This window comes from Weissella sp. MSCH1 (assembly GCF_045799135.1).
Classification (GTDB): domain Bacteria; phylum Bacillota; class Bacilli; order Lactobacillales; family Lactobacillaceae; genus Weissella.
Window position 1 is genome coordinate 26,947 of record NZ_JBJMBA010000045.1, and the last position, 26,956, is coordinate 53,902.

General features: G+C 44.3%; 27 protein-coding genes and 1 riboswitch. Of the genes, 5 read left to right on the top strand and 22 right to left on the bottom strand.

Features of this window, described 5'->3' with window-relative positions:
* Positions 1-72: 72 nt before the first annotated feature.
* Entirely contained in the window at positions 73-1,473 is a 1,401-nt protein-coding gene (locus tag ACJ28U_RS09680) for a sugar porter family MFS transporter (RefSeq protein WP_407619120.1), read from the bottom strand.
* Between the two features lie 209 nt (positions 1,474-1,682).
* Between ACJ28U_RS09680 and ACJ28U_RS09685 the strand changes: the two genes are divergently transcribed.
* Positions 1,683-2,303: a helix-turn-helix domain-containing protein gene (locus tag ACJ28U_RS09685; RefSeq protein WP_407619121.1), complete on the top strand. Its 621-nt coding sequence runs from the start codon at positions 1,683-1,685 to the stop codon at positions 2,301-2,303.
* Between the two features lie 69 nt (positions 2,304-2,372).
* Here the strand turns inward: ACJ28U_RS09685 and ACJ28U_RS09690 are convergent, their stop codons facing one another.
* The 5 genes from ACJ28U_RS09690 to ACJ28U_RS09710 form a co-directional block, all read right to left on the bottom strand.
* Positions 2,373-3,323: a beta-galactosidase small subunit gene (locus ACJ28U_RS09690; protein ID WP_407619122.1), complete on the bottom strand. Its 951-nt coding sequence runs from the start codon at positions 3,321-3,323 to the stop codon at positions 2,373-2,375.
* Positions 3,304-5,199 carry a glycoside hydrolase family 2 protein gene (locus ACJ28U_RS09695; protein WP_407619123.1) on the bottom strand — a complete coding sequence of 632 codons (1,896 nt, stop codon included), beginning with the start codon at positions 5,197-5,199 and terminating at the stop codon, positions 3,304-3,306. The genes ACJ28U_RS09690 and ACJ28U_RS09695 overlap by 20 nt, the downstream gene beginning before the upstream one ends.
* Positions 5,200-5,367: 168 nt before the next feature.
* Positions 5,368-7,485, bottom strand: coding sequence for an AAA family ATPase (locus tag ACJ28U_RS09700; RefSeq protein WP_407619124.1), 2,118 nt, complete (start codon positions 7,483-7,485; stop codon positions 5,368-5,370).
* Between the two features lie 281 nt (positions 7,486-7,766).
* On the bottom strand, positions 7,767-8,504 hold the full coding sequence (locus ACJ28U_RS09705) for a 3-oxoacyl-ACP reductase (protein ID WP_407619125.1): 738 nt from the start codon (positions 8,502-8,504) through the stop codon (positions 7,767-7,769).
* Entirely contained in the window at positions 8,505-9,002 is a 498-nt protein-coding gene (locus ACJ28U_RS09710; RefSeq protein ID WP_407619126.1) for a QueT transporter family protein, read from the bottom strand.
* A gap of 5 nt (positions 9,003-9,007) precedes the next feature.
* A riboswitch (PreQ1 riboswitch) is annotated at positions 9,008-9,052 on the bottom strand.
* 115 nt (positions 9,053-9,167) lie between these two features.
* Between ACJ28U_RS09710 and ACJ28U_RS09715 the strand changes: the two genes are divergently transcribed.
* Positions 9,168-9,635 carry a hypothetical protein gene (locus ACJ28U_RS09715; protein WP_043711859.1) on the top strand — a complete coding sequence of 156 codons (468 nt, stop codon included), beginning with the start codon at positions 9,168-9,170 and terminating at the stop codon, positions 9,633-9,635.
* A 118-nt stretch (positions 9,636-9,753) separates the two neighbouring features.
* Positions 9,754-11,361, top strand: coding sequence for an APC family permease (locus tag ACJ28U_RS09720; protein ID WP_407619127.1), 1,608 nt, complete (start codon positions 9,754-9,756; stop codon positions 11,359-11,361).
* Positions 11,362-11,413: 52 nt separating this feature from the next.
* Here the strand turns inward: ACJ28U_RS09720 and ACJ28U_RS09725 are convergent, their stop codons facing one another.
* Both ACJ28U_RS09725 and ACJ28U_RS09730 read right to left on the bottom strand, forming a co-directional pair.
* Positions 11,414-12,148, bottom strand: a complete 735-nt coding sequence (locus ACJ28U_RS09725; protein ID WP_407619128.1) for an SDR family NAD(P)-dependent oxidoreductase — start codon at positions 12,146-12,148, stop codon at positions 11,414-11,416.
* Between the two features lie 81 nt (positions 12,149-12,229).
* On the bottom strand, positions 12,230-13,108 hold the full coding sequence (locus ACJ28U_RS09730) for a LysR family transcriptional regulator (protein WP_407619129.1): 879 nt from the start codon (positions 13,106-13,108) through the stop codon (positions 12,230-12,232).
* A 127-nt stretch (positions 13,109-13,235) separates the two neighbouring features.
* On the opposite strand from ACJ28U_RS09730, the gene ACJ28U_RS09735 reads away from it, so the two are divergent.
* Both ACJ28U_RS09735 and ACJ28U_RS09740 read left to right on the top strand, forming a co-directional pair.
* Positions 13,236-14,861, top strand: coding sequence for a malolactic enzyme (locus ACJ28U_RS09735; protein WP_407619130.1), 1,626 nt, complete (start codon positions 13,236-13,238; stop codon positions 14,859-14,861).
* 22 nt (positions 14,862-14,883) lie between these two features.
* A complete protein-coding gene (locus ACJ28U_RS09740; RefSeq protein WP_407619131.1) occupies positions 14,884-15,837 on the top strand; it encodes an AEC family transporter in 954 nt (317 codons plus the stop codon).
* 240 nt (positions 15,838-16,077) lie between these two features.
* On the opposite strand, the gene ACJ28U_RS09745 is transcribed toward ACJ28U_RS09740, so the two are convergent.
* The 14 genes from ACJ28U_RS09745 to ACJ28U_RS09810 form a co-directional block, all read right to left on the bottom strand.
* Positions 16,078-17,409 (bottom strand): NAD(P)/FAD-dependent oxidoreductase, encoded by a 1,332-nt coding sequence (locus ACJ28U_RS09745; protein ID WP_010371616.1) that lies wholly within the window; start codon positions 17,407-17,409, stop codon positions 16,078-16,080.
* 169 nt (positions 17,410-17,578) lie between these two features.
* Positions 17,579-18,151, bottom strand: a complete 573-nt coding sequence (locus ACJ28U_RS09750) for a TetR/AcrR family transcriptional regulator (protein WP_407619132.1) — start codon at positions 18,149-18,151, stop codon at positions 17,579-17,581.
* A 31-nt stretch (positions 18,152-18,182) separates the two neighbouring features.
* Complete coding sequence (locus ACJ28U_RS09755; RefSeq protein ID WP_407619133.1) at positions 18,183-18,686, bottom strand: VanZ family protein; 504 nt, start codon at positions 18,684-18,686, stop codon at positions 18,183-18,185.
* A 49-nt stretch (positions 18,687-18,735) separates the two neighbouring features.
* Positions 18,736-19,416 carry an ABC transporter ATP-binding protein gene (locus ACJ28U_RS09760; protein ID WP_407619134.1) on the bottom strand — a complete coding sequence of 227 codons (681 nt, stop codon included), beginning with the start codon at positions 19,414-19,416 and terminating at the stop codon, positions 18,736-18,738.
* Between the two features lie 2 nt (positions 19,417-19,418).
* Positions 19,419-20,474: an FtsX-like permease family protein gene (locus ACJ28U_RS09765; RefSeq protein ID WP_407619135.1), complete on the bottom strand. Its 1,056-nt coding sequence runs from the start codon at positions 20,472-20,474 to the stop codon at positions 19,419-19,421.
* A gap of 136 nt (positions 20,475-20,610) precedes the next feature.
* Positions 20,611-21,576: a matrixin family metalloprotease gene (locus ACJ28U_RS09770; RefSeq protein WP_407619136.1), complete on the bottom strand. Its 966-nt coding sequence runs from the start codon at positions 21,574-21,576 to the stop codon at positions 20,611-20,613.
* A gap of 159 nt (positions 21,577-21,735) precedes the next feature.
* Positions 21,736-22,929: a class I SAM-dependent methyltransferase gene (locus ACJ28U_RS09775; protein ID WP_407619137.1), complete on the bottom strand. Its 1,194-nt coding sequence runs from the start codon at positions 22,927-22,929 to the stop codon at positions 21,736-21,738.
* Between the two features lie 133 nt (positions 22,930-23,062).
* Positions 23,063-23,422, bottom strand: a complete 360-nt coding sequence (locus ACJ28U_RS09780) for a VOC family protein (RefSeq protein ID WP_407619138.1) — start codon at positions 23,420-23,422, stop codon at positions 23,063-23,065.
* A gap of 108 nt (positions 23,423-23,530) precedes the next feature.
* Complete coding sequence (gene rpsN, locus ACJ28U_RS09785; RefSeq protein WP_010371640.1) at positions 23,531-23,800, bottom strand: 30S ribosomal protein S14; 270 nt, start codon at positions 23,798-23,800, stop codon at positions 23,531-23,533.
* A gap of 2 nt (positions 23,801-23,802) precedes the next feature.
* Complete coding sequence (rpmG, locus tag ACJ28U_RS09790) at positions 23,803-23,952, bottom strand: 50S ribosomal protein L33 (RefSeq protein WP_002827335.1); 150 nt, start codon at positions 23,950-23,952, stop codon at positions 23,803-23,805.
* Between the two features lie 300 nt (positions 23,953-24,252).
* Positions 24,253-24,621, bottom strand: coding sequence for an iron-sulfur cluster biosynthesis family protein (locus tag ACJ28U_RS09795; RefSeq protein WP_010371650.1), 369 nt, complete (start codon positions 24,619-24,621; stop codon positions 24,253-24,255).
* Positions 24,622-24,763: 142 nt separating this feature from the next.
* The gene (locus tag ACJ28U_RS09800) at positions 24,764-25,396 is read right to left on the bottom strand and encodes a hypothetical protein (protein WP_407619139.1); all 633 of its coding nucleotides are present in this window, start codon (positions 25,394-25,396) and stop codon (positions 24,764-24,766) included.
* Positions 25,397-25,488: 92 nt separating this feature from the next.
* Entirely contained in the window at positions 25,489-25,668 is a 180-nt protein-coding gene (locus tag ACJ28U_RS09805; RefSeq protein WP_407619140.1) for a hypothetical protein, read from the bottom strand.
* A gap of 50 nt (positions 25,669-25,718) precedes the next feature.
* The gene (locus tag ACJ28U_RS09810; RefSeq protein ID WP_010371658.1) at positions 25,719-26,912 is read right to left on the bottom strand and encodes an acetate/propionate family kinase; all 1,194 of its coding nucleotides are present in this window, start codon (positions 26,910-26,912) and stop codon (positions 25,719-25,721) included.
* Positions 26,913-26,956: the final 44 nt, after the last annotated feature.

The window sequence follows — 26,956 nt, forward strand, 5'->3', positions numbered from 1 at the left end:
ACGACCGTCCCCATAGGAACAGTCGTTTAACGACACGTTAGCGTTTACGACGCTAACGTGTTTTTTATTTTATTAGCGGTTCGTAACTGGCTTACCAGATACTTCAGCTGGTGATTCACCAGCACCAAGCACTTCGATTTCTTCCAATGAACGACCGCGTGTTTCTGGAACAGCAAAGCGAATGAACGCAACACCAAGTAAGCAGATAACGCCAAAGATGGCAAAGACCGCTTCTTGTGGCATTGATGCAGTCATGATTGGGAACAACAAACCAACTGCAAATGAACCAATCCAGTTGAATGATGAGGCCAATCCTGAACCACGACCACGAATAGCCAATGGGAACAACTCACCGACCAAAACCCAAGTCAATGGGGCCCAAGTAACCGCGTAGAAGGCCACGTAAATGCACAAGAAGACAACAATCATCATTGGGTGCGCATCCATGAATGAGTTAATCAAGGCTGGGAAGATAAATGACAATCCCATCACTGTTCCACCGACCATCAACAATGTACGACGGTTAAACTTTTCAGCGATTACCAAGAACAACAATGAACCGGCCACCAAGATAATTCCTTGAATAATTGGCCACATCAACGCATCACTGGCAGCCTGGCCAGTTGCCTTCTCCACAATCAAAGGAATGTAGTAGAAGATGGCATTCGCACCTTGGAATTGTTGGAATGCAGCAACTCCGATACCGGCAATGACCAGCTTGCGGTAGCGTCCTTCTAACAAAGATCCCCAAGTTGTGTTCTTTGAAGCTTCTGACTCCACTTCTGCCATTTCTTGAATTGATGTCAATTCTTCGTCAACCTCTTCAGGCTTACGAATCCATGACAATACTTGACGAGCTTCGTCAATCTTGCCTAACTTCACTAAGAAACGTGGTGACTCAGGCAAGCGCAGCACACCCAAGAACAAAATCAAAGCCGGTACCGCCGCCAATGACAACATCAAACGCCAGGCAATGTGTTCTGGCAAGCCCTTCAACAAGAAGTCCATGACGTATGAAATCAACATACCAGACACAATCATAACTTGATTAATTCCTGACAAGCGACCACGCAATGCTGCAGGTGCCATTTCTGACATGTAGGCAGGTACCAAAGCTGAAGCAGCACCGACGGCCAACCCAAGCAACACACGCGTACCAATCAAATAACCAACAGCGTCGTGTGGTGATAATCCAGCCAAAACTGACCCGATCATAAACAAGACGGCTGATAGCAACACCATCTTACGACGACCTAGCTTGTCAGACAATTGACCAGCCAAGGCACCTCCGGCAATAGCTCCCAACATCAATGACGATGTAATCCAACCAACCACTGCGGCATCGTTCAAATTCCAATCACTTTGCAAAAATGGCAAAGCACCAGTCATAACCCCAATGTCATAACCGAATAGGATTCCCCCAAATGCGCCGAAGAAGTAAATAAATCCGCTTGGGATTTTCTTCTCAGACATGAAACAATTCCTCCAAATGTATAAAAATGATGTGTAAACGCAACAAACCAATTGTCCGTACAATTAAGCAGTAAATATAACCCCTCGGCCTATTTGTACTGACGATATTCTGTCAAAACGACTTTTCGTTAAAAGAAAACGTTTTCAAGAACATCTTTATTATACACATTGTCCGTACAAATTGTAAAATATTCTGTTAAACCGGACAAATGCCGAACGAATTGTTAGTAACGCTCCATTCGTCCGGTATTTGTTATAATAATGTCATTAATAATTTAAAAACCTACCGCGACTTTTTCCAACTTGGCGCAACCGAAGTTAGCCAAGCGTTACAAATAACTGCTGAAGAGCTTAACGACTACGAATTCGGTAAAAAACAACCGGAAATTTTGATGTGGCAACGTTTTGCTGAATATTACGCGGACAAGTTTCACGTTGACGCATTGCCGGATAACACTGAGCCGATTCATTTCCGTCTTAGCGTTGACTACTTAATGAATATCGGATTAACCATGAATGATCTCTTGGCCTTCAAATGGTATTTTGATAACACCCGGCCAGAAATTGGTGAATTTACAATCGCCTTATTGCCAGCTAACGGGCAACCTAAAACGGAACGTCGGACCACTGACTTAGCCACCGTGTTGGACGAATTTGCTGGTTACATCTTGTTGAATCACGACGGCACCATGAATCAATTTATCGATGAACGTCATGACAACAAAGTCAGCGATTGGCGAATTCTACTCTATAAAAACGAAGAATTCCGCATCGACGTCACATCTGATCTAATCTATTTTGATCAATTAGTTAACATGACAATTATGTAGACCGCATTTAAAAAGTGGCTTGTGAACGGCATTTTTGGTTCACAAGCCACTTTTTTACTGTCAAAATGATTAATCAATTGCCTCTGCGGTCAACGGCGTAATCAAAAACTGCACCTGCTGATTCTGTTCACCAGATACACGATAGGCTGGTTGCACATCTGCACCCCAGCTATCAATACCACCAACACCGCGAACGGCACCTAAAATTGACACGACACCGCGTCTTACAGGTGGCAACTCATTCAAATGCGTGGCTGCTTCAAGCTCCAACGGCGAAAAAGGCAGTACCGAGAAAGCAAACGGTTGCGCAAGTTTTTCAATTCGCAGTCCTTGTTGTGTCAAATTTTTTAAGACCACCGAATCCGTTTTAATGTGCATCCCCATTTCCTGGGGCACTAAATACGGCGTTACCGGCATTCCTACGACATCATACGTCCCGAACTCACCACCATGCCAGCGATCTGGATATGTTTCTCCCGATAGACCTGTGTAGGTGTACCCTTGCAATGGCGTCGGTGTTACAAATCGTAACCCGAACACCGGTAGTCCCGGTAATCCTTGCCGACCAGTATAGTGTGCCGTCACTTGTAGTGTTCCAGCCGGCATCACGGTATAGCTAACATCAACCGTCGTTTGCGGTACGGTCGTAGTTGTATACGTAAACACAATCGTCACTGTCGTGGCAAATTGCTGGTCATCATATTGATTATTTTGCGGCGCAACCGGCTGACCAATGGTTTGATGGTCGACTGACACGACAATATTGGTAACCGCACTGAATTGGTCAGCACCAAACCATTGTGCTGACCGGCGTGAGAAACCATTGCCCCGATCGTTATCGGTCATGGCACGCCAAAAGGCCGGCTTCGGGCCACGGTACAGCCATTCTTGTCCACCGAATCGCAACGACTCAAGGCCACCACGTTCATAACTAAATAAATAATTTGCCGCCTGATGATGCACACCAAGGACACCATCTCCGTAAACAACACGTAATGGCTTAGTTGTCAAATTGTTCATAATAATACGCTACTTCCTGTAAAGCTGGTTTTGGTTGACGGTCAGCAAAGAACAACCCATTACCGGAAAACTCGTAATCTGAATGGCGATCGTTGAAGTCGCCACCATAACTTAATACTTGTTCACCCGTTATGGCATCACGTTGCCAAAGCGCTTGATCTACATAGTCCCAGACAAATCCCCCTGCGTAAGCTGGCGACTGATTATACAGCGCCATGTATTCATCAAAGCCGCCAACTGAATTCCCCATACTATGCATGAACTCGCAATTTAAGTACGGTTTGGCCGGCTCTTGCTGGAGATACGCTAAAATGTCTGTCGGAGATGCGTACATCCGACTTTCAACGTCAGAAATCACCGCATTAAATTGGCGATTATGAAAGACACCCTCATAATGGGTCAACCGTGTCTTATCGCGCTCCTTATAGAACGCATTCATTGCGGCAATATTTTCACCCGCGTACGATTCGTTACCAAGCGACCAAAATAGAATCGAGACGTGATTTTTAAACTGCTCATAATTGCTGCGGGCACGATCTAGCACCACTTCTCGCCACGCGCTATGACTCCCCGGCACATTCACAGAAGGCTCCACGGCGCCCATTTTTTGCCAGGTACCATGAGACTCTAAATTGGTTTCCGCCATGACATAAATGCCCGCTTCATCCATCATGAAATACCAAGCCATTTGGTTTGGATAGTGCGATGTTCGCACTGCATTGATATGGAATTTTTTCAATAAGGCCACATCTTCTTCCATGTCAGGCATTGTTAATGCACGCCCACGCATTGGGTGCCACTCATGCCGGTTCACACCATTTAAGAACAAGCGCTGGCCATTCAATTGAATTTGTTGTTCAGCTGTTACTGAGAGCGTCCGAAACCCAATTCTGTACGGCACAAAGGCTAATTCGGTGCCATCAGCCGCCCGAATAGTCAGTTGCATCTCATATAGTATCGGCGACTGATGCGACCATACTTGTACCTCCGGGACTGACAACTCAAAAATGACGTCATCATTCGCAAGCGGACGTTGAATCATCGCCACCACCCGATCTTCTGGACCAACAATAGCCGCTTCAAGTCGTGCATCCGTTACCCCAGCAAGTTGCACAGCAACCGCCCCAGTTACTTTACCCACGTTACCAGTAACGGTTGGCACAAAGGACACATCTTGTATATCGACCGGTGCACTCGCTTCTAACCAGACGCTCCGGAAAATGCCCGAAAAGCGAAACATATCCTGATCCTCTAAAAATGCCGCTGTACTTAATTTATAAACGGCCACCGCTAAAAAGTTCTCGCCAGGCACTAAGTAAGTCGTAATATCAAATTCTGCCCGACTAAAACTGTCTTCTGAATACCCGACAAAATGGCCATTGACCCAAACATACATTGCCTGTTCAACACCCTCAAATTGCAGTCGCACCGTGCGATTCGCAAAATGTTCCGGCACTTCAAATGTCCGGGTATATTCACCCACCGGGTTATCGCTAGCTTCGCTAAAAATGCCGGGATAACTCGTTTCATCTTCATCAATCATTGGTGGTCGCCGATACACCTGGCCATCCCACGGATATAACGTATTAATATACTGAATTTGACCAAAACCTTGTAACTGAATATGACCCGGCACTTGAATAGATGTAAAATTTTGCCGAGCGGCCTGATTCGTTGGCTCAAAAAACGCAGGTGTCCGGTGTTGTGGTGTTTCACCATAATGAAACCCCCATGTTCCATCAAGCGACTGTCGTAATCGCTGTGACCCATTTCGATAAGCTGATGCCGACTCATATACCGTGTGGTCACTACGGGCAGGTAATTTGCCAACCCTAAAAACCGTTGGATCATCCAACCATGCTAACGATGCTTCCATAATGCCCCCAATCATTTGTAAACGCTTTCAAATTATAGTTTACACACATTCCACAAAATGACCACCCGGCGTTTTATGATGAGTCATTACTTAATAACAAAACAGCGCTCAAACTGTACCGACAAAATCGGCCGTTTGAGCGCTGTTTGTTAATCATTTGTAGTCAGCTTAGTCCGCTGTCACTTCTGAAATTTCAATTGTGTCATCGACCAAATCAGCTTGCAATGCCTTAGCATCCAAGTGAACCAAGTAGAAGTCAGTCACCTTGTCACGAATTTGCTGTTCAATTACTCGACGTAATGGGCGTGCACCCATTGCTTCATCGTAGCCTTCCTCAATTAACCAAGCCTTAGCAGCTGGCGTTACTGACAAAGTAATGTCTTTCTTAGCTAGTGTGTGGTTCACATCAGCCAACATCAAATCAACAATTTGTTGCAAATCATCCTTAGTCAAATGTGAGAATTCAACAATCGCATTAAAACGATTCAAGAATTCTGGACGGAAGTATGGTGCCAAACGGTCATTAAGCGTTTGATCAGCAGCATCGTCTCCCGTGAGTGCTTCATTACCAAAGCCCGCATTTGACGTTGCAATCACCACGGTATTCTTAAAGTTGACCGTGTTACCTTGACCATCTGTCAAGCGACCATCATCCATAACTTGTAGCAACAAAGTCAAGACTTGCGGATTTGCCTTTTCAATCTCGTCAAGTAAGACAATGGCATATGGTTGACGACGAACCCGTTCAGTCAACGTGTTACTGTTATCATCGTACCCAACATAACCAGCCGTCGCCCCAATCAACTTCGAGACTGCTGTCAAGTCAGAATACTCTGACATATCCAAGCGAATGACGTGCTCCTTAGATCCAAACATATCCAAAGCTAATTGCTTGGCTAGTTCAGTCTTACCAGTTCCCGTTGGACCAACAAACAAGAAGCTACCGATTGGACGGTTACCTTCATCGAAGCCAGCACGGTTACGACGAATTGCCCGTGATACAGCTTCGACCGCTTCATCTTGACCAATAACCTTACCACGTAGACGTTCGTTAATTCCCTTCAAACGCTCAATATCTGAAGCGCCCATTTGGGCAACAGGAACCCCTGTCAAACGTTCAACACTTTCAGCAACATCATTCACCGTTGCCGTCACGCGCTTAGCCTCACCAGCATTGTCAATCTGCTCTTGCAACTTATCGATCGTCATCTTGTGCTTAGCTGCTTGCTCATAATCTTCCTTGTCAGCCGCAGCTTGCTGTAAATCACGTTCACGCTTAATATCCGCTTCCAAAGACACAACGTCAGCCACTGGATTCTTTGCAGCCAAGTGAGCAGCCGTCATATCCAACAAATCAATCGCCTTATCTGGCAATGACCGTTGCGGAATATATTGCACTGAATAGTCGACCGCAGCCTTCAAAACATTATCTGGAATTTCAACATTGTGGTGCTCTGCATACAAATCGCGAATCCCCAACAAAATGTTGAATGTATCTTCTGAGCTTGGTGCGTTAACCGTCACCTCGTTGAAACGACGCGCCAAGGCTGCGTTCTTCAAAATCGTGTTACGGTACTCATCTTGTGTCGTGGCCCCAATGACCGTGAACTCACCACGGCTCAAAGCCGGCTTCAAAATATCAGCCAACCCCTTCGAACCAGAATCACCACCCATAGCACCGGTACCTAAGATTTGGTGAATTTCGTCAAAGAAGATGATAACGTTCCCTGCTTCTTTAACTTCCTTAATCAAATTTTGGACGTTCTCTTCAAAACTACCACGGTATTGGGTACCCGCCTCGATACTTGAAAGATCAATTGAAATAATCTCTTTGTTGCGAATTGAAGCTGGTACGTCACCAGCAATAATCGCTTGTGCTAATCCTTCAACCACGGCCGTCTTTCCGACACCCGCGTCACCAACTAACACTGGGTTGTTCTTCGTACGACGACTCAAAATTTCGGCCGTTTCCTGAATCTCCTTATTTCGGCCAATTACCGGATCTAACAAACCTTCGCGTGCCTCTTGTGTCAGATTACGGCCAAGCTTAGCCAACATACCGTCTTGCTTCATCGCACCATTCTGTGGTTCAACTTCTGGTAGGTCATTACCTTCTTGACCAGGAAGACGGCCACTTTGTCGATATGCCGCAAACTCTTCCGGCGTCACCTCACGCCCGTTGATCAAATAACGTGAGTTCTCTGAGTTCAAGCCACCCATGCGGCCCATCATGCGGTTGAAAATATCATTCATATCTGAGTTAAAAGCGTCATTGTAATTTGCCATAAGTTTAATTACGCTCCTTTTTCGTATATTTTTAGTCTACCAAGGCTGAGACCCCTCTCTCATTACCTTGTAACATTATTATATACCTGTGACAAACTGATTACAAGTATTTTTTAGCACTCTTTTGTATAGAGTGCTAAAAATAATCACAACTCTGAATAATCCTTAACAAGTGCATGAAAAAAACGGTTGAATCCGAACGAATTCAACCGGTTTTGGTTTATTTCTTGATTTATTAAATGGCATTCGCTCCCACTTACGCTTGGTATGACGATTTCATGTCATTTGATTGTCCAGCCACCGTCAATTGTAAACACTTGCCCTTGGATATACGTCGCCTCAGGGCTCGTTAGGTACAGTGTTAAATCTGCAACTTCTTGTGGATCAGCCCACCTTCCAACGGGCGTGTCGGCTGCGACTTGCGCTGCCATTGCACCATCGCCAGCAAAATCGGCCGCATTCATTGGCGTATTAATGGCACCTGGGGCAATGGCGTTGACGCGAATCCCCTTGCCAGCATAATCTAACGCCAATTGTTTCATCCAACCTACCAGCGCGTGCTTCGACATCGTGTAAGCAGCGCCACCACCACCGGCAACTTGACCGGCGATCGATGCCATAAAAATAAACGTGCCATTCTGACGCGCCACCATGTACGGTAGGACCGCCAATGATATTTGAACAGCTGCATACACATTGACCTGCATCAGTTGTTTAATGGCTGGGTAAGTGGTTGACAACGCCGGCTCAAAGGCGTCCAGTACACCGGCAGTTGAGAGAACGACATCAACCTGTTCCAATAGCTTTGCATGCATTGTTAACCAAGCGGCCAGCTGTTCTTCATCTGCCAAATCTAGTTGAAATGCTCTCAAGCGAGGATGATCAATTGAAATGACTTGTTTATCCAACGCGATGACAGTTGCACCTGCCGCCAAATAAGTCTGCATTTGCGAAAATCCAATTCCGGAAGCTGCCCCAGTCAGCAAAATCGTCCGCCGTTCATAATTTTGAGTAATCATTTATTTTTCCAAATCAACACGACGACTTAATAGGTAGAAAATAATTGCCCCAATAATCAAAGCAGCAAGTTCCCCCAACGCAGTCCAAGCAAATGTTGCCCAGAATGGTGTCTTCGCCATAAAGTATAACTCTGCAGCAACGACCCACATCATCAAGGCATCAATAATTGTACTAATCGCTAAACGTTTCACAACGCTTTTTACTTTGCGTGTCGCAAAGTATGACATCGTCGTCATTGCTAACGTTCCAGCTGTTCCAACGATCATATCAACAATGCCATACGGTGACCAAATGTTAGCGATAAATACACCAATTGTCAGCGCAATGATATAGCGCTTGTTAAAGACCACCAGGTGATTAAACCCTTCTGAAAAACGCAACTGAAATGGACCATACGATGCAAACGGTAGCGCCACCGTCGCCACGGCATAAAGCGCAGCAATAACGGCAATCAGGGATATATCACGAGTTGAAAAAGACTTCTTTTTTGTTTCCATCTTCAATTCTCCTAGTTTTTTTGAGTGGGATGGTTACGAACCACTAACTTACAGAATAGCAAAATGACATCCGACAAGCAAGCCACACTTTTCGGACAGGGTTGCTAATTTTATCCGATATATGCTACCTTAAAAGAATACTAATTATTAATATGGAGGAATTATATGAAGCGTTTTTTTGAGCGATCATTTATCGTCGGCATCGTCACGACGTTAACAATGGTCACAATTATCAGTATTTGGAATGGGACATGGGTAGCAGGCTGGCATCGACGTACCATCTTAGCTACCCTAACCATTGTCCCGTTAACGTTCATTTTAGCCACTTTGCTGAAAGAGAACGTTACATTACCACTAGTGATTAAATTACATAACATCTTACCCAAATGGTTTTCAGAACTCGTCCCTCGTCGACACTCTATGGCTATTTTCATCGTAACTGGGAATGTATCAGTCATGTCCTTCTACGGCCTGTATATGTCACATCATTACGATTCACAGCATTTGGTTCTGTCATACTTCATTCAGTGGGCCCACACCTTATTATTCGCAATTCCCTTATTATTATTTATCGTGCGACCTCTAATAACCGTCGTATTCGACTTAATTTGGCGTGAGGATGATCCTGCTTAATGTAAATACATACTAAAAGACCGGTCTAGTCCAACAAACCGGTCTTTTTAAGTCCCAAAATTAGATTTTTATGTGATTTTTTGATAAGCTAGTTCTCGTACATGTACGAGGAGGTCACATGAAAAATTCAAAAAAGACCAAAAAAATCGGCCTATTCCAACTAATCATGCTTGGATTAGGTTCATTGATCGGGTCAGGTTGGCTCTTTGGCGCCTGGGAAGCATCCCAAGTTGCCGGACCAGCCGCCATTATTTCCTGGGTAATCGGTGGTATCGTTATCGGTGCAATCGCTTATAACTACGTCGAACTGGGAACCATGTTCCCGCAATCTGGGGGGATGAGTAAATACGCACAATACACTCACGGCTCATTATTAGGGTTCATCGCTTCATGGGCTAATTGGATTTCGCTCATTACGCTAATTCCAATTGAATCAGTTGCCGCTGTGCAATATATGAGCTCGTGGCCTTGGTCCTGGGCAAAATGGACACAAAGTTTCATGGCCAATGGCACGATTACAAACGAAGGGTTATTAGCCGTCTTCTTCTTTATCGTCGTGTTCACGTTATTGAACTATTGGTCAGTCGAATTGCTCACAAACTTTACAAGTCTTATTTCTGTCTTCAAAATTGGTGTTCCGCTATTAACAATCATCATGTTAACTTTATCAGGATTCCATCCTGGTAATTACGGGTCATCACTACATGAATTTATGCCATATGGCACGGCACCAATCTTTGCTGCCACGACAGTATCTGGTATTATCTTCTCATTTAATGCGTTCCAAACCGTTATTAACATGGGAAGTGAAATCGAAAACCCCAAGCGTAATATTGGGCGCGGTATTACTTATTCACTATTGATTAGTGGTGTACTCTACATTCTGTTACAGAGTACATTTATTACCGCATTGAAGCCTGACATGATTGCAGCAAATGGTTGGCACGGCATTAACTTCGCCTCACCATTCGCTGATCTAGCTATTCTACTAGGTATTCACTGGCTGTCTGTTTTGCTATATATGGACGCCTTTGTATCACCATTTGGAACCGGCGTATCCTTCGTCGCTTCTTCAAGTCGTACGTTGGCTGCCATGGTAACCAATAACCACATTCCAAAATTCGTCGGAAAAATCAACGATAAATACGGTACACCCCGTATCGCAATGGTTGTTAATGCCATTTTGAGCATGCTGATGGTCTCAATTTTCCGTTCATGGGGAACGTTGGCCAGTGTTATTTCAACGTCAACCTTGATTGCCTACTTGACTGGACCAGTAACTGTTATCTCGTTGCGTAAAATGGCGCCCGAATTTACCCGGCCATTCCGTGGTAAAATTCTTAAGTTTATGGCACCTCTGTCATTCGTTCTTGCTTCATTAGCAACGTATTGGGCAATGTGGCCAACCACTGTGGAAGTGATTTTGGTTATCTTGCTTGGCCTACCATTCTATTTCTACTACGAATGGCGCAATGGTTTCAATAAAACGAAGCGCGCCTTTGAAGGTAGCTTCTGGATGATTGGTTACTTGATTTTCATTTCGGTTATGTCTTATATTGGGTCGAAAGAATTCAACGGCCAAAATTGGATTCATTACCCACTCGATTTCGTGGTAATTATTGTTGGTTCACTCTTGTTCTATCACTGGGGAACCGTCAGCCACGTCATGACCAAATATTTCAAGCAAGCGCAACGCGTAAACGCAAAGGTTAAATTTAAAAAATAATCAAAAAACCTGATGACTTTAAGATCATCAGGTTTTTTGTATATTATCCTCATTAGCTGCGCCATTTCGCCAAATAACTGGCAGCAGCGTCAACATCTGGCACCCGCAAACGTTCCCCAGTAACTGGCTCTGCGTTCTCAAAGTGCAAAGCACCGATCAACTCACCAACCGTCTTCGATGAAACATAACTGTCTTTGCGATAAGAACTTGGTCGCACACGTGTATTTACCGGTCCAAGGACCAACGCATTCACATTAAAACGACCTGCCATTTCAACAGCATATAACTCACTCAACATCAAAACCGCTGCACCGGCCGGTGCAACCGGCCCAGAATATTTGCTAAACGCAGCATCTTCAGCAGACACGCCACTAATAAATGTATAGTTCGAACCTTGACGTAACAACGGCATTAAAGTCTTGCTAGCTACAAAGTGGGCAGTAAGCAAGCCCTGCATCAACTCTTCCCATTCCGCCTTTGTAATGTCCGTCAAAGCAGCACCTTGCCACCATCCACCTAGTGATGATACCATGCCATCCAATTGTTCAAAGTGATCAACAATCACATCGTGCATCTTTTGTGCATCTGCTTCATCCGAAATATCGCCAAATAAGTAAAAGACATTCTCCCGGTATGGTTGGTCAACATACCCCAGCGCGTCAAGCGCTTTGTCTTCAGAGCGAGTGGGCACCAGAACGGTAGCGCCATTTTCGGCTAAGTACTTTACAATTCCTTCGCCGACCGCGCCTGTCCCGCCAGCGACCAAAATTACTTTACCTTCATACATATCATTCGCCTCTTCGTTAGTTAATACAATTATATTAACGAAACGAAGGCCAGAAGTGTTGTAAAAAGGGCATTTCAAGTCTTAACATTGCCACTCATCACGAATAACCCGCAAAATAGCTTGTGACATTGGCCCCGCTTCAGCTCGATCACGTGACAATAAATAGATATCAAAAGATGGCATATCGACGTCCAAAATATCAATCTGCTTTAACCCGGTTGCATTTTGCGTTAGTGCTAAAGCAGTAATGAAACTCATCCCCACACCATCGCGCAACACGTTTTTTAGCGTCTCAGGGTTTGACGTTTGAAATAGAATTTTCGGATGCGTGTCGCTGACTTCGGTTAAACGTTTAAAAATACGGCTATGCACAAACCCTTCATCCAGCATGACAAATTCTTCAGCCCCAATTTCATCAAAATACATACCGTCCGGTTTTGCCGTATCACCAGTCGCAAACACAAATGGAAATGAGGCAATTTTCGTTGCCGTCACCCCGCTAATATGTATCGGATCGACCGAACTAACCATGCCAAAATCTAACTGGCCTGTCTTAATTTGGGACATCAAGTCGGCGCTACCCATTTCAACCGTCTCCAAATAAGGTAACAGTTCTAACACGCCCAATTTTTTAAGTAAATCTCGAAAGTAATACATACCAATGATCGGCGGCAATCCAAAACGCAACTTCTCAATCGACTGTAATGCGACCTCTTCTTTTGTAAAAGCAATTTCGCGCCTAATTTTGACTGCCAATTCATAGACTAATTGACCGGTTTTTGTCAGGACAACCGATTTTTTAGTGGTATCTCGTACAATCAGCGCCGATTCGAACTCCTCTTCCAAACGCTTTAACGCATACGACACCGTTGGTTGTGTCACCCCAAATTGTTCAGATACAGCCGTAAACTGTTTTTGCTCTGCCAATGCCGCAAAATAAGTTAAATCTTTCAAATTCATCCGAAATCCCCTACGCTTATAAATTATTTTTATTATAGCACGGTTATTTGACTATATATTTTTATAAGGCGTAAGGTTGTCAGCGTTGAGAATTTATTATTTATTTTTTGTAGGGAGATGTTTACACATGCGTGGACAAGAAATTTTGAATAACCCCTTCCTAAATAAGGGGACTGCCTTTACCGAGGCAGAACGCGAAGAATTTGGCTTGACTGGTATGTTGCCAGCCCACGTTCAAACGATTCAAGAGCAAGCTGACCAAGCTTATGCCCAATATTTAACAAAGGTTAATGACGTTGAAAAGCGTATTTTCCTTTCAACGTTGTTCGACACGAACCGTACATTGTTCTACTACTTGGTAGATCAACACGTTGCTGAATTCATGCCCGTTGTCTACGATCCAACAATCGCCGACACAATCGAAAACTATTCAGCCTTGTTCGTGAACCCACAAAACGCGGCATTCTTGGACATCAACCACCCAGAGAACATTGAAGCAACGTTGAAGAACGCTGCTGATGGTCGCGACATTAAGTTGTTGGTTGCCACTGACGCTGAAGGTATCTTGGGAATCGGTGACTGGGGTGTTCAAGGTGTCGATATCGCCGTTGGTAAGTTGATGGTTTACACAGCTGCCGCTGGTATCGATCCTGCTTCAGTTTTGCCAGTTTCTGTCGATGCTGGTACGAACCGCAAGGAATTGTTGGCAGACCCACTATACTTGGGAAACCGCCACGAACGCGTTCGTGGTGAACAATACTTTGAGTTCATTGATAAGTTCGTTAAGACGGCCCAATCATTGTTCCCAGAGATGTACTTGCACTTTGAAGACTTCGGTCGTTCAACGGCTACGAAGATCTTGAATACGTACAAGAATGAATGGCCAACGTTTAACGACGATATTCAAGGTACAGGTATCGTTGTCACGTCAGCTGTTTTGGGTGCCTTGGCCATTACTGGCGAAGACATCAAGACACAAACATACTTGACGTACGGTGGTGGTTCAGCTGGTACAGGTATCGCTAACCGTGTCTTGGCTGAATTTATGCAACAAGGTTTGTCAGAAGAAGAAGCTCGTAAGCACTTCTACATGGTTGACCGTCAAGGATTGTTGTTTGACGATGACGAGACGTTGACACCTGAGCAAAAGCCATTCGCCCGTTCACGTTCAGAATTCGAAAACGCCGACGAGTTGACTGACTTGTTGTCAGTTGTTAAAGCTGTTAAGCCAACCGTTTTGGTGGGTACGTCAACTAACCCTGGTTCATTTACCAAGGAAGTTGTTGAAGCCATGGTTGCGAACACGGATTACCCAAAGATTTTCCCATTGTCAAACCCTACGAAGTTGCACGAAGCAATGCCAGATGACTTGATTAAGTGGTCAGACGGTAAGGCTTTGGTTGCCACTGGTGTGCCTGTTGACCCTGTAACGGCGTCAAACGGTGTCACTTACGAAATCGGACAAGCTAACAACATGTTGGTTTACCCTGGTTTGGGCTTGGGTACAATTGTTGCTAAGGCTAAGGTTTTGTCAGACGGTATGATTTCAGCTGCTGCCCACGCCTTGGGTGGTATGGTCGATGCCGCACAACCCGGCGCACCGGTATTGCCACCTGTTTCACGTTTGTCAGAAATGTCATTCCGTGTTGCAGTCGCTGTTGCTAAGCAAGCCGTTGCTGAAGGTTTGAATCAAGTTGAAATCGACGACGTTGAAGCTGCCGTTAAGGCTGCTCAATGGACGCCTGAATACTAATCGCACATAGGAGTCATTTAAGATGTCTGCATTGCTAACTTCAATCTCATCTGTTGTTGAGATTATTTTCGTGATTGCTTTGGGTTTCTTCCTCCGCAACGGCGGCAAGTTTCAAGACTCATTCAAGCACGATATTGAATTTTTGATTATGAAGGTCGCATTGCCCTTAAACATTTTCGTAGGTGTTTTGGACAACCTGACCCGCTCAAAGTTACTATCCCTTTCTGGATCACTGATTTTTGTTATTATTTCTTTTGCTTTTGGTTACTTGGTAGCTTGGCTGTTAACAAAGATTTTGAAGGTTCGCGAAGGCCGTCGTGGTACGTTTATTAACATGTTTGTTAATGCAAACACGATTTTTATCGGATTGCCTTTGAATTTGGCCTTGTTTGGTAACCATTCATTGTCATTCTTCTTGGTTTACTACCTAGCAAACACCGTTTCAACGTGGGCTATTGGTATTTTCTTCGTTTCAAACGACGGACCAAAGTCTGACATTGCGCAAAAGTTTAACTGGAAAAAGCTGTTACCTGCTCCATTGCTTGGATTTATCATTGCCTTGGTCTGGCTATTGCTTGATTTGCCATTACCAACACTTGTTGATAAGACTTTCTCAATGGTCGGTGGTGTCGTTACGCCATTGTCATTGATTTACATTGGTATCGTCTTGGCCGACGCCGGATTGAAGTCAATCCACTTTGACCGTGATACCATCGTTGCCTTACTCGGTCGTTTCGTCTTTGCGCCTGCCGTCATGATTGTTGTCATGATGATGTTCAAGCACAATATGACGATCCCGTCTGTCGAGCAAGGAACGTTAATTATCCAAGCGGCCGCCCCTGGATTAGCTGTTTTGCCAATCCTAGTAGGTGAAGCTAAGGGTGATGTTGAATATGCAACAAACGTTGTCACAACGTCAACAGTCTTATTCGTGATTGTGGTGCCAATTTTGATGGAAATCATCACCCTATTGTAAGACTGAATTCATTTATACCAAATTAACCTTTTAAACCAATCTCATAGAATAAACTTGATGCATCGTGCTATAAACAACTACACGAACTAGCAGAACACTTTTACAAAACAAATTGTTGTTTGCTGTTGCGATACACCAAGCGATTGTACCTACCATTTACAGAAATGCATGGTACTAAAAGACCCCGTTGCCTAACCAGCAACGGGGTCTTTTTTATCAGAACAAATTTTTAATTACTAATTACAATTGGCCCCATGCAGACGATGCAATTGATGGGAACAAATGTACCATACGCTCAATTTCAGCTTGACCAAATTTAAACTCAATGGCTGGCAACAAAGCATTAATGACATCATCTGCCTTATGTGACACTTCCGTTGCACCAACCAGCTTGTGTGCTTGATCAAAAATTAAAATGTTGTCACCAATCTTTTCTTGATCAACTTGGCGGTACCAATCATCTGGAATGTGATTTTGGACCATCGTGTACAATTCAGGATTAGCCTCAGCTTCAGCCACCGTTACCCCAACCTGTGCCAAACGTGGTGACGTAAAGACAACAGACGGAATTACTGGATACACGATTGGATCTGTCGTTTCACCGGCAAACGTATGCATCAGGTAAAGTGACTCAAAAATGGCCGTTGGCGTTAATTTAGGTTGTACCTTATCAATCACGTCACCTGACGCATAAATATTTGGTACCGTCGTCCGCAAGTAATCGTCAACGACAATTCCCTTTGCATTATAACTAACGCCAACTGTTTCCAAGCCAAGCTCTTCGACATTCGGAATACGGCCAGTTGCGTCTAAGACCCAATCTGTTTCAACCGCCAAATCAGCACCACGCACAACTAGGCCATCTGCGCCCTGCACAATAGCATCAACTTGCGTGTCACGATCGAATACAACGCCACGTGATGTCAAATCAGCAATGATTTGTTCCACGAACGGTTGGTGGTAAGCGCGGAGTGCCTGTGTGCCGCGCATCAAAACAGTGACTTCTGCACCAGCAGCATTTGCCATTGTTGCAAATTCCATTGCAATATAACCCGCACCAATAATTGTCACTCGGTTTGGCATGTCACTCAAATTCAAGAAATCTGAAGAATCATGCGCTAAATCTGCACCTGGGATTGTCAGACGGTTTGGACGCAATCCTGTCGCAATGACAATCTTGTCTGCCGTCTTAGCCTCACCATTAACCATCACTGTGTGGGCATCTGCCAACGTTCCACGACCAAACAACACATCAACATCAGTTGAATCCAACAAGCCTTGGATGAATGCTGGCAAACCATCAATAACATCGTGCTTGTGCGCTTGATTAGCAGGCCAATCAATCTTAACGTCACCCGTCACAACGCCGTGAACATCTTCCATGTGGCGTTGGAAAGCCACTGGTGAATCTAATACAATTTTTGCGTTGCAGCCACGATTTGGGCAGGTTCCACCAACCAAATCCTGTTCAACAACACCAACCTTCTTCCCTTTCGCTCCCAACGGAATTGCCCCGTCAAATGTACCGTGGCCACTACCGATATACAACACATCATAATCATACGTTGTCATAAAATCTTTCCTCCCGTGGAAATATGCGATTGTTTAGACATAATTGAGCTCTCAAAATCAATTACATTATCTAGTATATCGGAAAAGTAAGCGAATTCATAATATTTAACCTGATATAAAAAAACCGAGCTTGATTGATAACAATCAAGCTCGGATTTCTTAAGGTTAATCATTTGAATAGTGCCCGTGATGCTAGTGCAATCAATTCAGTTAACTCATCATCAGAAACTGTTAAGCCATTACGTAGACGTGATTGCAATAACCACTGCATCGGTTGCAATGCCTGCGCAACAATAATATCCACATTAGCCGTCATCAATAATTGTTGCTGGTAAGCGCGCTTAATAACGGCTAACATTGCCGGTCCCAGCAAGGATCCTTCCCCCTGAATCTCTGTTGGTAGGAATTCTGGATTCGCTACCAACGTTGCCATAAAGGCAACTTGCTTGGGATGCTGCTCAAATGTTTGCGCATACGCCCGCATCACGACTTCGAATTGTTCTTGTGATGTCAGATTATCATCAGGCACCGCAATACTCCCCACTAACAATGTCTGAACTTTTTCAAATAGCTGCCCCAGTAAATCTGCTTTATTTGCATAATAAATGTAAGCTGTCGCAACCGAAACGCCCGCTCGCTTAGCTAATTTATTAATACTAAAATTCGCAATACCTGCTTCTTCAACGAGGTCATATGTCGCATCTTCTAATGCTTTTATTTTATTACTGTCTCTTGTTCTCATACTCTTATATTAAGGGAGTTTCCCTTTCCGTTCAAGCGTGAATGCGACGCCAAATCGCTTGTATGACAACAGTCAAAATAACCGCCGTTAACGCGCCAGCGCTATCAAGCATCACATCCGCAAACATTGGTGACCGACCACCCGTCAAAGACTGATGGAATTCATCCAGGCCAGCATACCCGGTCGCAGCCTGCCACGCAATGAAAGCAGCAATAAACCAATTACCGAGTTGTTTATGAATAGCCATGTACCAGGCCATTCCAAGAATAAAGTAAGTGCTAAAATGCGCAAACTTACGCATAAAAAACTCAACATATTTAAAATAATTTCGCGATGCGTCTGTCACATCCCCACCGTAATGAATCGGGAACTGAGCGAAAACATCCTTTAAGGGTTCGTTTGCCAACACATGGTGCAACGTACCAATTTGACTCTGTTGGGCATAGGTTTGACTACTCGAATAAAAAAGCACCGCCATGATCAAAAAGGCGATGCCATACCAAATGGTGGTTCCTTGTAATTTTCTCATGCTCATATGTTACTAAGCTTCTCTTAGCGCCGTCAAGTGGGCAAAAGTAAGTACATTAAACCTTTTCTGATAAGCGGCCGTCGACAATTTCGTACGTCCGATCCGCAAATTCCTGCAACCGGACATCGTGCGTCACGACAACAACGGCTTTATGCTGTTGGTGCGCAATTTCAGCCAGCAGTTGACCGACCTCATCTACCCGCTCACTATCTAACGCAGCTGTCGGTTCATCAGCCAATATGATTGTTGGATTCGCATATAGTGCTCGTGCCAACGCCACTCGTTGCTTTTGACCACCTGATAATTCGTCTGGATATCGGTGAGTCATGGTCACAATACCCAGACGCCTTAAAATACGATCAAACGTTGCTTCGGTTACATTGGGCGTTTTCTTTACCTGATCAACCAACTTAAATTGATCGGCAACCGTCAAATAAGGGACCAAATTGTACGCTTGCAAAACGAAGCCAATTTTATCAAGCCGCAGTTTCTCCAAATCGCGTTGCGGTAATGCTTGTAAATCTTCGTTCATCAAGCGCACCTCACCCTCAGTCGGTGTTTGTAACCCGCCCAAAATCGTCAAGAGCGTACTCTTACCAGATCCCGAGGGACCGATAATCAACACAACTTCACTCGCACGGACTGACATCGACGCATCTTGTAACGCCACGACTTGATTTTCGCCGTGACCAAACCGTTTTGTTACATGGCGAACTGCTAACACTTCCTTTGTCATAATTACCCTCCAATCACACTTGCTGGGTCAATTTTACTAATCAACCGAATTGGTACGATGGTTCCTAACAGCCCCGTCAGCAACAGCCCTAGCGCGATTAGTCCTGTAACAGGCCAACTGATATACACCGGTACGGTAGCTGGTAAGAGGGCTAAGGTCATCACGGCCAGACCACCCCCAATAACAACCGCAGTCAGCACAATTGCCCCTGTTTCGAAGATTGTATTGCGAGTCAAAAACTGATTTGGTATGCCTTGCGCACGTAAAACCGCCAAATTAGGTAATTTTTGAATCGTCAAAATATATAAGAAAATTGTCATAATAATCATCGAAATGATAATCAAAAAGCCAATCATCAAACCAAACGTAGCTTTTTGCGCCACATACCCGGGTAGCTTATCAATAAGTTGCTTCGTTGAATAGGCAACCAATTCACGTGGTACATTTGGTGCATCCCCCCGATAAACAGCTAAACTTCCGGCATAATCATTTGAAACACCCTTGACTGAAGACCAAGCCTCTAAGTCACCGTAAACAACCGGCGCCATATTGTACTGTGCTTGGGCAACATAGCCAACAATCTTATAACGCGTTGCTGATAAACCTAATGTTACCGTCTCATGGCGAGGGTACTGCGCATGATTTAACGTCGTATCAACGGCAATTTCGTCCGCATGCTGTGGCAGCCGACCGCTAACAACTTGTAACCTATCCTTCACAAATTCATTTGCATGCAACCCAACAAACTGGACTGACTCACGATGCCCGGCACGTTTCATCGTTGTCGGCGTAATCCCTAAAATTGCTGTGCCACGCTTTTGCTGTAATGACCGCGCTTCATGCTCAGTTAACAAGGACTGACCAGCATTGCCATTTGCATCTCGTGTCATTACGGCTGATTTAATTTGCCAACTCTCGATGGCCACTGTATTTTCACGTGCAAGACCAATCGCCAATGCGCAGAGTACGAAGACGAGATAACTAATTAACATGACAACCGTGATGACTAGCCCGTATCGCATTTTCTCTTTTTTAATTTCACGCCAAGCTAAGAACATTGGAGCACCTCCTATGATTGATAGCGCTATCATATCAATGACTTGCCGCTTACGATACTATCAAACGCGCAAAAACGGCATGCCTTAGCTGACACGCCGTTTTTATTTCTTATCGACCTAATCGGTATATCAATCTTTAACGATCAATATGTTGCCGTTGAAAGCGCGCAATAGCAGCTGTCACACCCGCAACGGCCGCCACCATTACTGCGACTACTTCAACTACCGTTTGTTTTACGGCAGCCGTTGTATCTGCCACCGTTTGCCGCAATGTCGTTGTCTTGCTCTCAGAAGCCACTGTCTGCGCTGTAATGCGTTCTGGTGTCGAAATAGATGATTGACTACTTTGACTTGAACTTTCCTGAGAGACGCTTGTCGCACGACTCAATGACGTTGTTGCAGCCGATCCAACCGATTTACTTGTGTCCGTTGACTGAGCAGCGGTCGACATTGCAGATGATGCCTGTTTCTTAGCTGACGACATCTCCATGCTACTTGTTATTACTGAGGATGCAGATGCACTAACCGATGCCGATTCTGTTACGGCAGAACTTTCTGCGGCAGATGCAGACTTCGGTGCATCAAATGCTGCGTTATCAATTTCACGTCCGTGTGACGCCAAATCTACCTTTAAAGCTTCATAATCATGCGCTTGACCGCCCAACTGGCCACCCGCCGGCGCCATCAAGGTTGAATTTGGGTCATGATTCAACCCTAACGAATGCCCCATTTCATGGGTAATAACCGTTTGTAAATCAACCCCTTGCGTCGCAATTCGAGCTGGATAAACATCTGTAATCCCGTCAGGCGCATATGTTAACGCAACGTTCGGATCAGTATCCCCTGCTGTCGTCTCTTGTTTTTCAACTTTAACAGTCGCCGCAGCTGGATCATTAGTAACCTGAACAACCGTTGTGCCAGCTAAACTATTCCAATAGGCGGCCGCCTGAGCTGTTTGCGCGGGATAATCGGCAGAATAGGCCACTACCTCGCCTTGTGAATCTAAATTACTGTACTCCCACGTCACAGCGTGCACAGACTGCCCAAACGGCAGCGAAGCCACTGTCAGTGACGTTGCAAGTACAACTTTAATGAATCGCATTGTTTCTCTCTCCTTAAAAACTCAGCATCTATCATATTACTTTTGTTTTGTAAGAGGAAAGCGAATCGTTTCATGTAATCGCTTACGATATACAAGTGTAATTTTGTTACAAAAAAGACACTTAGCCTAAAGCGAAGTGTCTCTTGTTAAGTCTTATTATTAAGCTTCTCGCGCTGTCATGAATGCACGCGTCATTGGCAACCCTTGTCCTGCAGGTCCCTTTGTCATCAAGAATTGAATAACGTCAATGTTACCCGCTTCAAATGACGCCGCACTACCTTGCAAATACAAGTCCCATGCCCGAGCAAACGGTTCACCATGTTCAGCAATCGTCTCGTCATACACGTTGTGGTAATTTGCCGTCCACGCTTCCAACGTCTTTTGATAGTGGCGTCGCAATGGCTCAATATCATCCATTTGCAAACCAGCTTCCATAATGTGCGTCACATTTTCAGCAATGTTTGGAATATAACCACCTGGGAAGATATACTTTTGAATAAATGGATCGACACCAGCACCATAGTGTTGTCCCGTAATACCGTGAATCAATGCACGCCCATTAGGGACGAGGTACTCAGCAACCTTCTTAAAGTACTCACCAAGGTTCTCTTTTCCAACGTGCTCAAACATGCCGACTGATGTGATGTAGTCAAATTGCATATCCTTGATATCACGGTAATCCATCAACATGACGTGCACCTTATCTTCAAGACCCAATTCCTTAACACGCTCTTGCGTTAGGGCATATTGCTCTTCAGACAACGTAACACCATAGGCATCTAAGCCATACTCTTGGGCGGCCGTAATAATCAACGTTCCCCAACCTGAACCGATATCCAATAACTTCTTACCAGGTTCAGCGTGCAACTTATCCAAGATGTGGTGCACCTTGGCAACTTGCGCTTCTTCAAGCGTTATATCATCACGTGCCCAATAAGCAGCTGAATAGGTCATCGTCTTGTCTAGCCACTTATTGTAGAAGTCATTTCCGATATCATAGTGACTATGAATATCTTCCTTAGATGCTTGCTTATCGTGGCCATGCAACATCTTCGTCAAAGTTCCCTTAAAGCCACTTTGGTTTGTTAGAAAACTACCTGACTTACGATAAGCCGACGCAATCAATTCTTGAATACTACCTTCAATTTCAATGTCACGACTCATATAAGCCTCAGACAAAGTCAACGTTGGCATTTTAGCCAGCGTCTTCATATCCAATTTTTTATTTAACTTAATGTGGACCTTCGGCAGGCCCTCGCCATAGTTTTCAGTCTTGCCATCCCAGTATGTCACCATAACCGGCATGTCAAAGGCATTTGCTAAAAGCTTACTTAAAACAGTTTTTTCTAACATCTCTGCAATACACCTCAACTAAAATTAGATACTAACGTCATTCTACTCTTTTATTTCGGAAAACGTATTAGTAATGTATTAAATTTTACTTATTTGGCATTAATAGTTAAGGGCATAACTTATATTAGATGCCCTACACTCCAAAGTACAAGCCGTCTGGATTGGCGAAATTAAAGACTTTTTGCAGTCCCATCTCAACTAGTTCTCCTGTTTCAATCCCTAGACTTTGCATTTTTTGATACAAAGTCTCAATATCGTCAGAATGCAACATCACTGATGGCACGTTATCTGCTACCTCAGGGGAGTTTTCTTTAATAAACGCCAAATCAAAAATGTTAAACGCAAAAGCGCCATCTTCACTAGGTGCCATTTGCACCATTTCTGTTGTTCCCATATCTTGGCGATCACGCTCAACAAAACCAACAGATTGCCAGAACTTCGCCTCACGGTCCACATCCGTCACATATAACATCACTTCAACATCATTATTCATCTTTTTAGCCTACCATTCCGATTTTTCTAAATCATACCATAATGGCGTAAAAAAAAGCATCTACGCAAAACGTAGATGCTTTCTTTAAGACTTAAGGTAAAATGCAGATTACCAAGAAGCCTTCTTAACACCAGGGATCAAGCCCTTGTGTGCCAATTGACGGAAGTTCAAACGTGACATTCCGAACTCGCGCATGTAAGCGTGAGGACGTCCATCAATCTTATCACGGTTGTGCATACGTACAGGTGAGGCGTTGCGAGGCAACTTTGACAAACCTACGTAGTCACCAGCAGCCTTCAAGGCAGCGCGCTTCTCAGCGTACTTCTCGACAGTTGCTTCAATCTTCTTAGCCTTAGCGATCTTTGACTTCTTAGCCATGATTACTTAACCTCCTTGAACACAGTAACACGACGCAACTTTGGAGAGTACTTCTTCAACTCCAAGCGGTCTGGTGTGTTACGACGGTTCTTAGAAGTTAGGTAGATACGCTCACCAGTTTCGGCGGCTTCTAACAAAATGTTAATGCGCATTAACATAACTCCTTGAATTTAATTTGTGAGGTGCCCCTCACCACTAATTTGAACGACAGGATTAGCTGCATTGGGCTAATCCCCAAGCTTGCGCCGTTACAATATAGCTAGTAAATTACAAATAATTATATTACACAGTTTGTTCGCAAATATCAAGTGTTTTGGCCAAAAAAGTGACAAGTAATTTTACTTGACGCATTTTTAATCGCCCACCAAACGCAAAATCAATCCACAAGATACTTAAAAAGCCACCAATCTTCGGAGCTTTAATCGGGAAATTGGTGGCTTTTATGAGTTTAATTAATCTGTCACAGTGGCTGTTTCGTCACGAATCTCAGGCGTATCATCAATGACACCTGAATCTCCACGCAACACAACCCCGCCAAACTTCTTAACATCCAAAACCATGTTAGGAATCATGTAGTCCTTTGAGTAACCCTTAATTGGCAATGGTCCGATGTTTGAATCGATCGTTTCGTCGAACCATGGTAACAAAGGTTGGTCCTCACGAATAATGGCAAACACGAATGAAACTTGCATGGCAACCTCACCATGGTGTGAATATGGTGACACACCATCTTCATACATCATCACCAAACGGCGACCAGGCTCGGCCTTCAAAATAGGGTTAATCTTCTCCAATGCAGCATCAGTAATTGTCAAATACATGATTTCTTCCTCCTTCAGATTTTGTCTGAATTCATTTCATTTAATTGTTTCATCTCTTTCAACAATTAAAGTATAGCACCCTGAATTTTGAGCGGTTGAAAAAAGGCACACTTCTGTCGTGATACCTGATTACCATAAATCATCAGTCCGCCAAGCGCATAAAATACCAACTCATTAGGCCAAAACCAGCTGCTAAGACATCAAGCGCTAAGACGTCAAAGAATCCTGCCAATGGCCAACCTAATAGTGGCACAATAAATTGCAAGACATGGAACAGGCCAAACAGAATAGTTAGTAACTTCAAACCATTAGCTAAAGAATCCATTTCACGGCGCGCACTAGCAATCGCAACACGCCAGAGCGACCAAATAAGCACAATCACCAAGCCACCAAACACAACATCGCGAACAATCACACCACGTGCTAGCACTGCCTCTGTGAGCGAATTCAATGGCCAAACTAATTGTAAAATCACGGCAGCCAGCCAGACAATCAATAGTTGTTGCATCGCTGCAGCCAACAATTTGTCCTGCTCATACCGGGCAAAACGCCATATGGCAACCAAAGTTACTAATATTAATAACCCTGCCACTAACTCTAATCCGTGAAAGCCACTCGCATACACCGCATCCGGCGCAGTCAGCACCGCTAATGGATATTTCGCTAATTTATAAGTAGGCCAAACAAGTGTTGCAATAACACTCTCTAACATTAAAATAATCGCGCCAATTAACCCAGCACCTAAAACAAATTTCCGTTGCCACCATTGTTGCATGCCATCACCTCGTTTAAATCAATAGTTCCATTGTACAAAAAACGTTCAGATGCGCCTAGCACCTGAACGTTTTCTTGTCGTCTCATTAAGGTTTATTTCATTCTAGTTGTGCGGATTTCTTCGAACTGACCGTCAAAAACGTTTTTTCGATTAGCTGAGGTCCCCATTTTATCAAACGGCGCCACATGATCCGCTTTAACAACAATGCGCTTCAAACGGCGCTTACCGTAAAACCAAAAGCCGATTGCTGCAATTATCAAAATGGTTAGCATTTAATGTCCCCCTTATTCATATACAGAGTATACCCGGCGAACCTTAAATTTTACTTGCCCGCTTGCGCCTTAAGACGTTCGACATCACGGGCAATTTCTAGTTCTTCATTAGTTGGAACCAACAATACTGTCGCACTTGATTCAGGTGTTGAAATAATACGCTCTACACCACGAACATTGTTTGCTTCCTTATCCATTTCAATGCCAAGGAACTTTAGACGCGCAATAATATCCTCACGTACATTAGCGGCATTCTCCCCAATACCAGCTGTGAAGACAATACCATCAACACCTCCCATTTCAAACGTGTACTGACCAAGATAGCGCACCACACGGTTCAAGAACATATCAAGTGCCAACTTTGCGTGTTCATTTGTATCAGCCACTTCTTCTAAGTCGCGCATATCTGACGATAACGTCGAAACGCCAAGCAACCCTGACTTGTTGTTCAAAATACGTAACATTTCGGCGTTTGACAGACCCTCACGCTCTTGAATGTAGTAAATCAAAGACGGGTCAACATCACCTGAACGCGTCGCCATCATCAAACCAGCCAATGGCGTGAATCCCATTGAGGTATCAAATGACTTCCCATCTTTAATCGCCGTAATTGATGCTCCAGCACCCAAGTGCAACGTAATCAACTTTAACTCAGACAATGGCTTGCCCATCATATCAGCTGCACGTTCAGCGACATAGCGATGTGAAGTTCCGTGCGCCCCGTACTTACGTGCCCCATACTTCGTGTAGTACTCGTATGGCAATGGGTACAAATAGTTTTCGCGAGGCAACGTCTGGTGGAACGCCGTATCAAACACAGCGACTGAAACCGCGTCGGGCAAGAGTTCCTGGAACACTTCAATTCCCGTCGCATTCGCTGGATTATGCAATGGTGCATAATCAGCCAAACGATGAATCTTATGGAGTACCTCGTCGTCAACAATTACTGACTTGTTGAACCATTCGCCACCTGCCACAACACGGTGACCGACACCGGTAATTTCGCTCTTATCTGCGACATTTTGAGTGCGGAACTGTTCCAGCATCTCTTCGATGGCTGCTTTGTGATCGGCAATGTCGCGCACAATTTCAGTTTTTTCCCCATTAAACTTCATTGTAAAGACACTCTCAGGCAAGCCAATTCGTTCAACTTGCCCCTTCGCGATGACCGTTTCGGCCGGCATATCTAGTAGTTGAAACTTCAATGAAGAAGATCCCGCGTTAATTGCCAATGTTTTTGCCATATTTCATGTGCTCCCTGTTTGCAATGGATGTCATCCAATTTATT

What these genes read in the sequence shown, in the direction of transcription:
- ACJ28U_RS09760 (WP_407619134.1), bottom strand. Translation starts at nt 19,416, where the DNA reads ATGACAAAGGAAGTGTTAGCAGTTCGCCATGTAACAAAACGGTTTGGT.
- ACJ28U_RS09750 (WP_407619132.1), bottom strand. Translation starts at nt 18,151, where the DNA reads ATGAGAACAAGAGACAGTAATAAAATAAAAGCATTAGAAGATGCGACA.
- rpsN (WP_010371640.1), bottom strand. Translation starts at nt 23,800, where the DNA reads ATGGCTAAGAAGTCAAAGATCGCTAAGGCTAAGAAGATTGAAGCAACT.
- ACJ28U_RS09680 (WP_407619120.1), bottom strand. Translation starts at nt 1,473, where the DNA reads ATGTCTGAGAAGAAAATCCCAAGCGGATTTATTTACTTCTTCGGCGCA.
- ACJ28U_RS09685 (WP_407619121.1), top strand. Translation starts at nt 1,683, where the DNA reads ATGCCGAACGAATTGTTAGTAACGCTCCATTCGTCCGGTATTTGTTAT.
- ACJ28U_RS09710 (WP_407619126.1), bottom strand. Translation starts at nt 9,002, where the DNA reads ATGGAAACAAAAAAGAAGTCTTTTTCAACTCGTGATATATCCCTGATT.
- ACJ28U_RS09720 (WP_407619127.1), top strand. Translation starts at nt 9,754, where the DNA reads ATGAAAAATTCAAAAAAGACCAAAAAAATCGGCCTATTCCAACTAATC.
- ACJ28U_RS09715 (WP_043711859.1), top strand. Translation starts at nt 9,168, where the DNA reads ATGAAGCGTTTTTTTGAGCGATCATTTATCGTCGGCATCGTCACGACG.
- ACJ28U_RS09805 (WP_407619140.1), bottom strand. Translation starts at nt 25,668, where the DNA reads ATGCTAACCATTTTGATAATTGCAGCAATCGGCTTTTGGTTTTACGGT.
- ACJ28U_RS09780 (WP_407619138.1), bottom strand. Translation starts at nt 23,422, where the DNA reads ATGAATAATGATGTTGAAGTGATGTTATATGTGACGGATGTGGACCGT.
- ACJ28U_RS09740 (WP_407619131.1), top strand. Translation starts at nt 14,884, where the DNA reads ATGTCTGCATTGCTAACTTCAATCTCATCTGTTGTTGAGATTATTTTC.
- ACJ28U_RS09770 (WP_407619136.1), bottom strand. Translation starts at nt 21,576, where the DNA reads ATGCGATTCATTAAAGTTGTACTTGCAACGTCACTGACAGTGGCTTCG.
- ACJ28U_RS09800 (WP_407619139.1), bottom strand. Translation starts at nt 25,396, where the DNA reads ATGCAACAATGGTGGCAACGGAAATTTGTTTTAGGTGCTGGGTTAATT.
- ACJ28U_RS09690 (WP_407619122.1), bottom strand. Translation starts at nt 3,323, where the DNA reads ATGAACAATTTGACAACTAAGCCATTACGTGTTGTTTACGGAGATGGT.
- ACJ28U_RS09810 (WP_010371658.1), bottom strand. Translation starts at nt 26,912, where the DNA reads ATGGCAAAAACATTGGCAATTAACGCGGGATCTTCTTCATTGAAGTTT.
- ACJ28U_RS09730 (WP_407619129.1), bottom strand. Translation starts at nt 13,108, where the DNA reads ATGAATTTGAAAGATTTAACTTATTTTGCGGCATTGGCAGAGCAAAAA.
- ACJ28U_RS09755 (WP_407619133.1), bottom strand. Translation starts at nt 18,686, where the DNA reads ATGAGCATGAGAAAATTACAAGGAACCACCATTTGGTATGGCATCGCC.
- ACJ28U_RS09705 (WP_407619125.1), bottom strand. Translation starts at nt 8,504, where the DNA reads ATGATTACTCAAAATTATGAACGGCGGACGATTTTGCTGACTGGGGCA.
- ACJ28U_RS09695 (WP_407619123.1), bottom strand. Translation starts at nt 5,199, where the DNA reads ATGGAAGCATCGTTAGCATGGTTGGATGATCCAACGGTTTTTAGGGTT.
- ACJ28U_RS09765 (WP_407619135.1), bottom strand. Translation starts at nt 20,474, where the DNA reads ATGTTCTTAGCTTGGCGTGAAATTAAAAAAGAGAAAATGCGATACGGG.
- ACJ28U_RS09700 (WP_407619124.1), bottom strand. Translation starts at nt 7,485, where the DNA reads ATGGCAAATTACAATGACGCTTTTAACTCAGATATGAATGATATTTTC.
- ACJ28U_RS09745 (WP_010371616.1), bottom strand. Translation starts at nt 17,409, where the DNA reads ATGACAACGTATGATTATGATGTGTTGTATATCGGTAGTGGCCACGGT.
- rpmG (WP_002827335.1), bottom strand. Translation starts at nt 23,952, where the DNA reads ATGCGCATTAACATTTTGTTAGAAGCCGCCGAAACTGGTGAGCGTATC.
- ACJ28U_RS09775 (WP_407619137.1), bottom strand. Translation starts at nt 22,929, where the DNA reads ATGTTAGAAAAAACTGTTTTAAGTAAGCTTTTAGCAAATGCCTTTGAC.
- ACJ28U_RS09725 (WP_407619128.1), bottom strand. Translation starts at nt 12,148, where the DNA reads ATGTATGAAGGTAAAGTAATTTTGGTCGCTGGCGGGACAGGCGCGGTC.
- ACJ28U_RS09735 (WP_407619130.1), top strand. Translation starts at nt 13,236, where the DNA reads ATGCGTGGACAAGAAATTTTGAATAACCCCTTCCTAAATAAGGGGACT.
- ACJ28U_RS09795 (WP_010371650.1), bottom strand. Translation starts at nt 24,621, where the DNA reads ATGTATTTGACAATTACTGATGCTGCATTGGAGAAGATTAACCCTATT.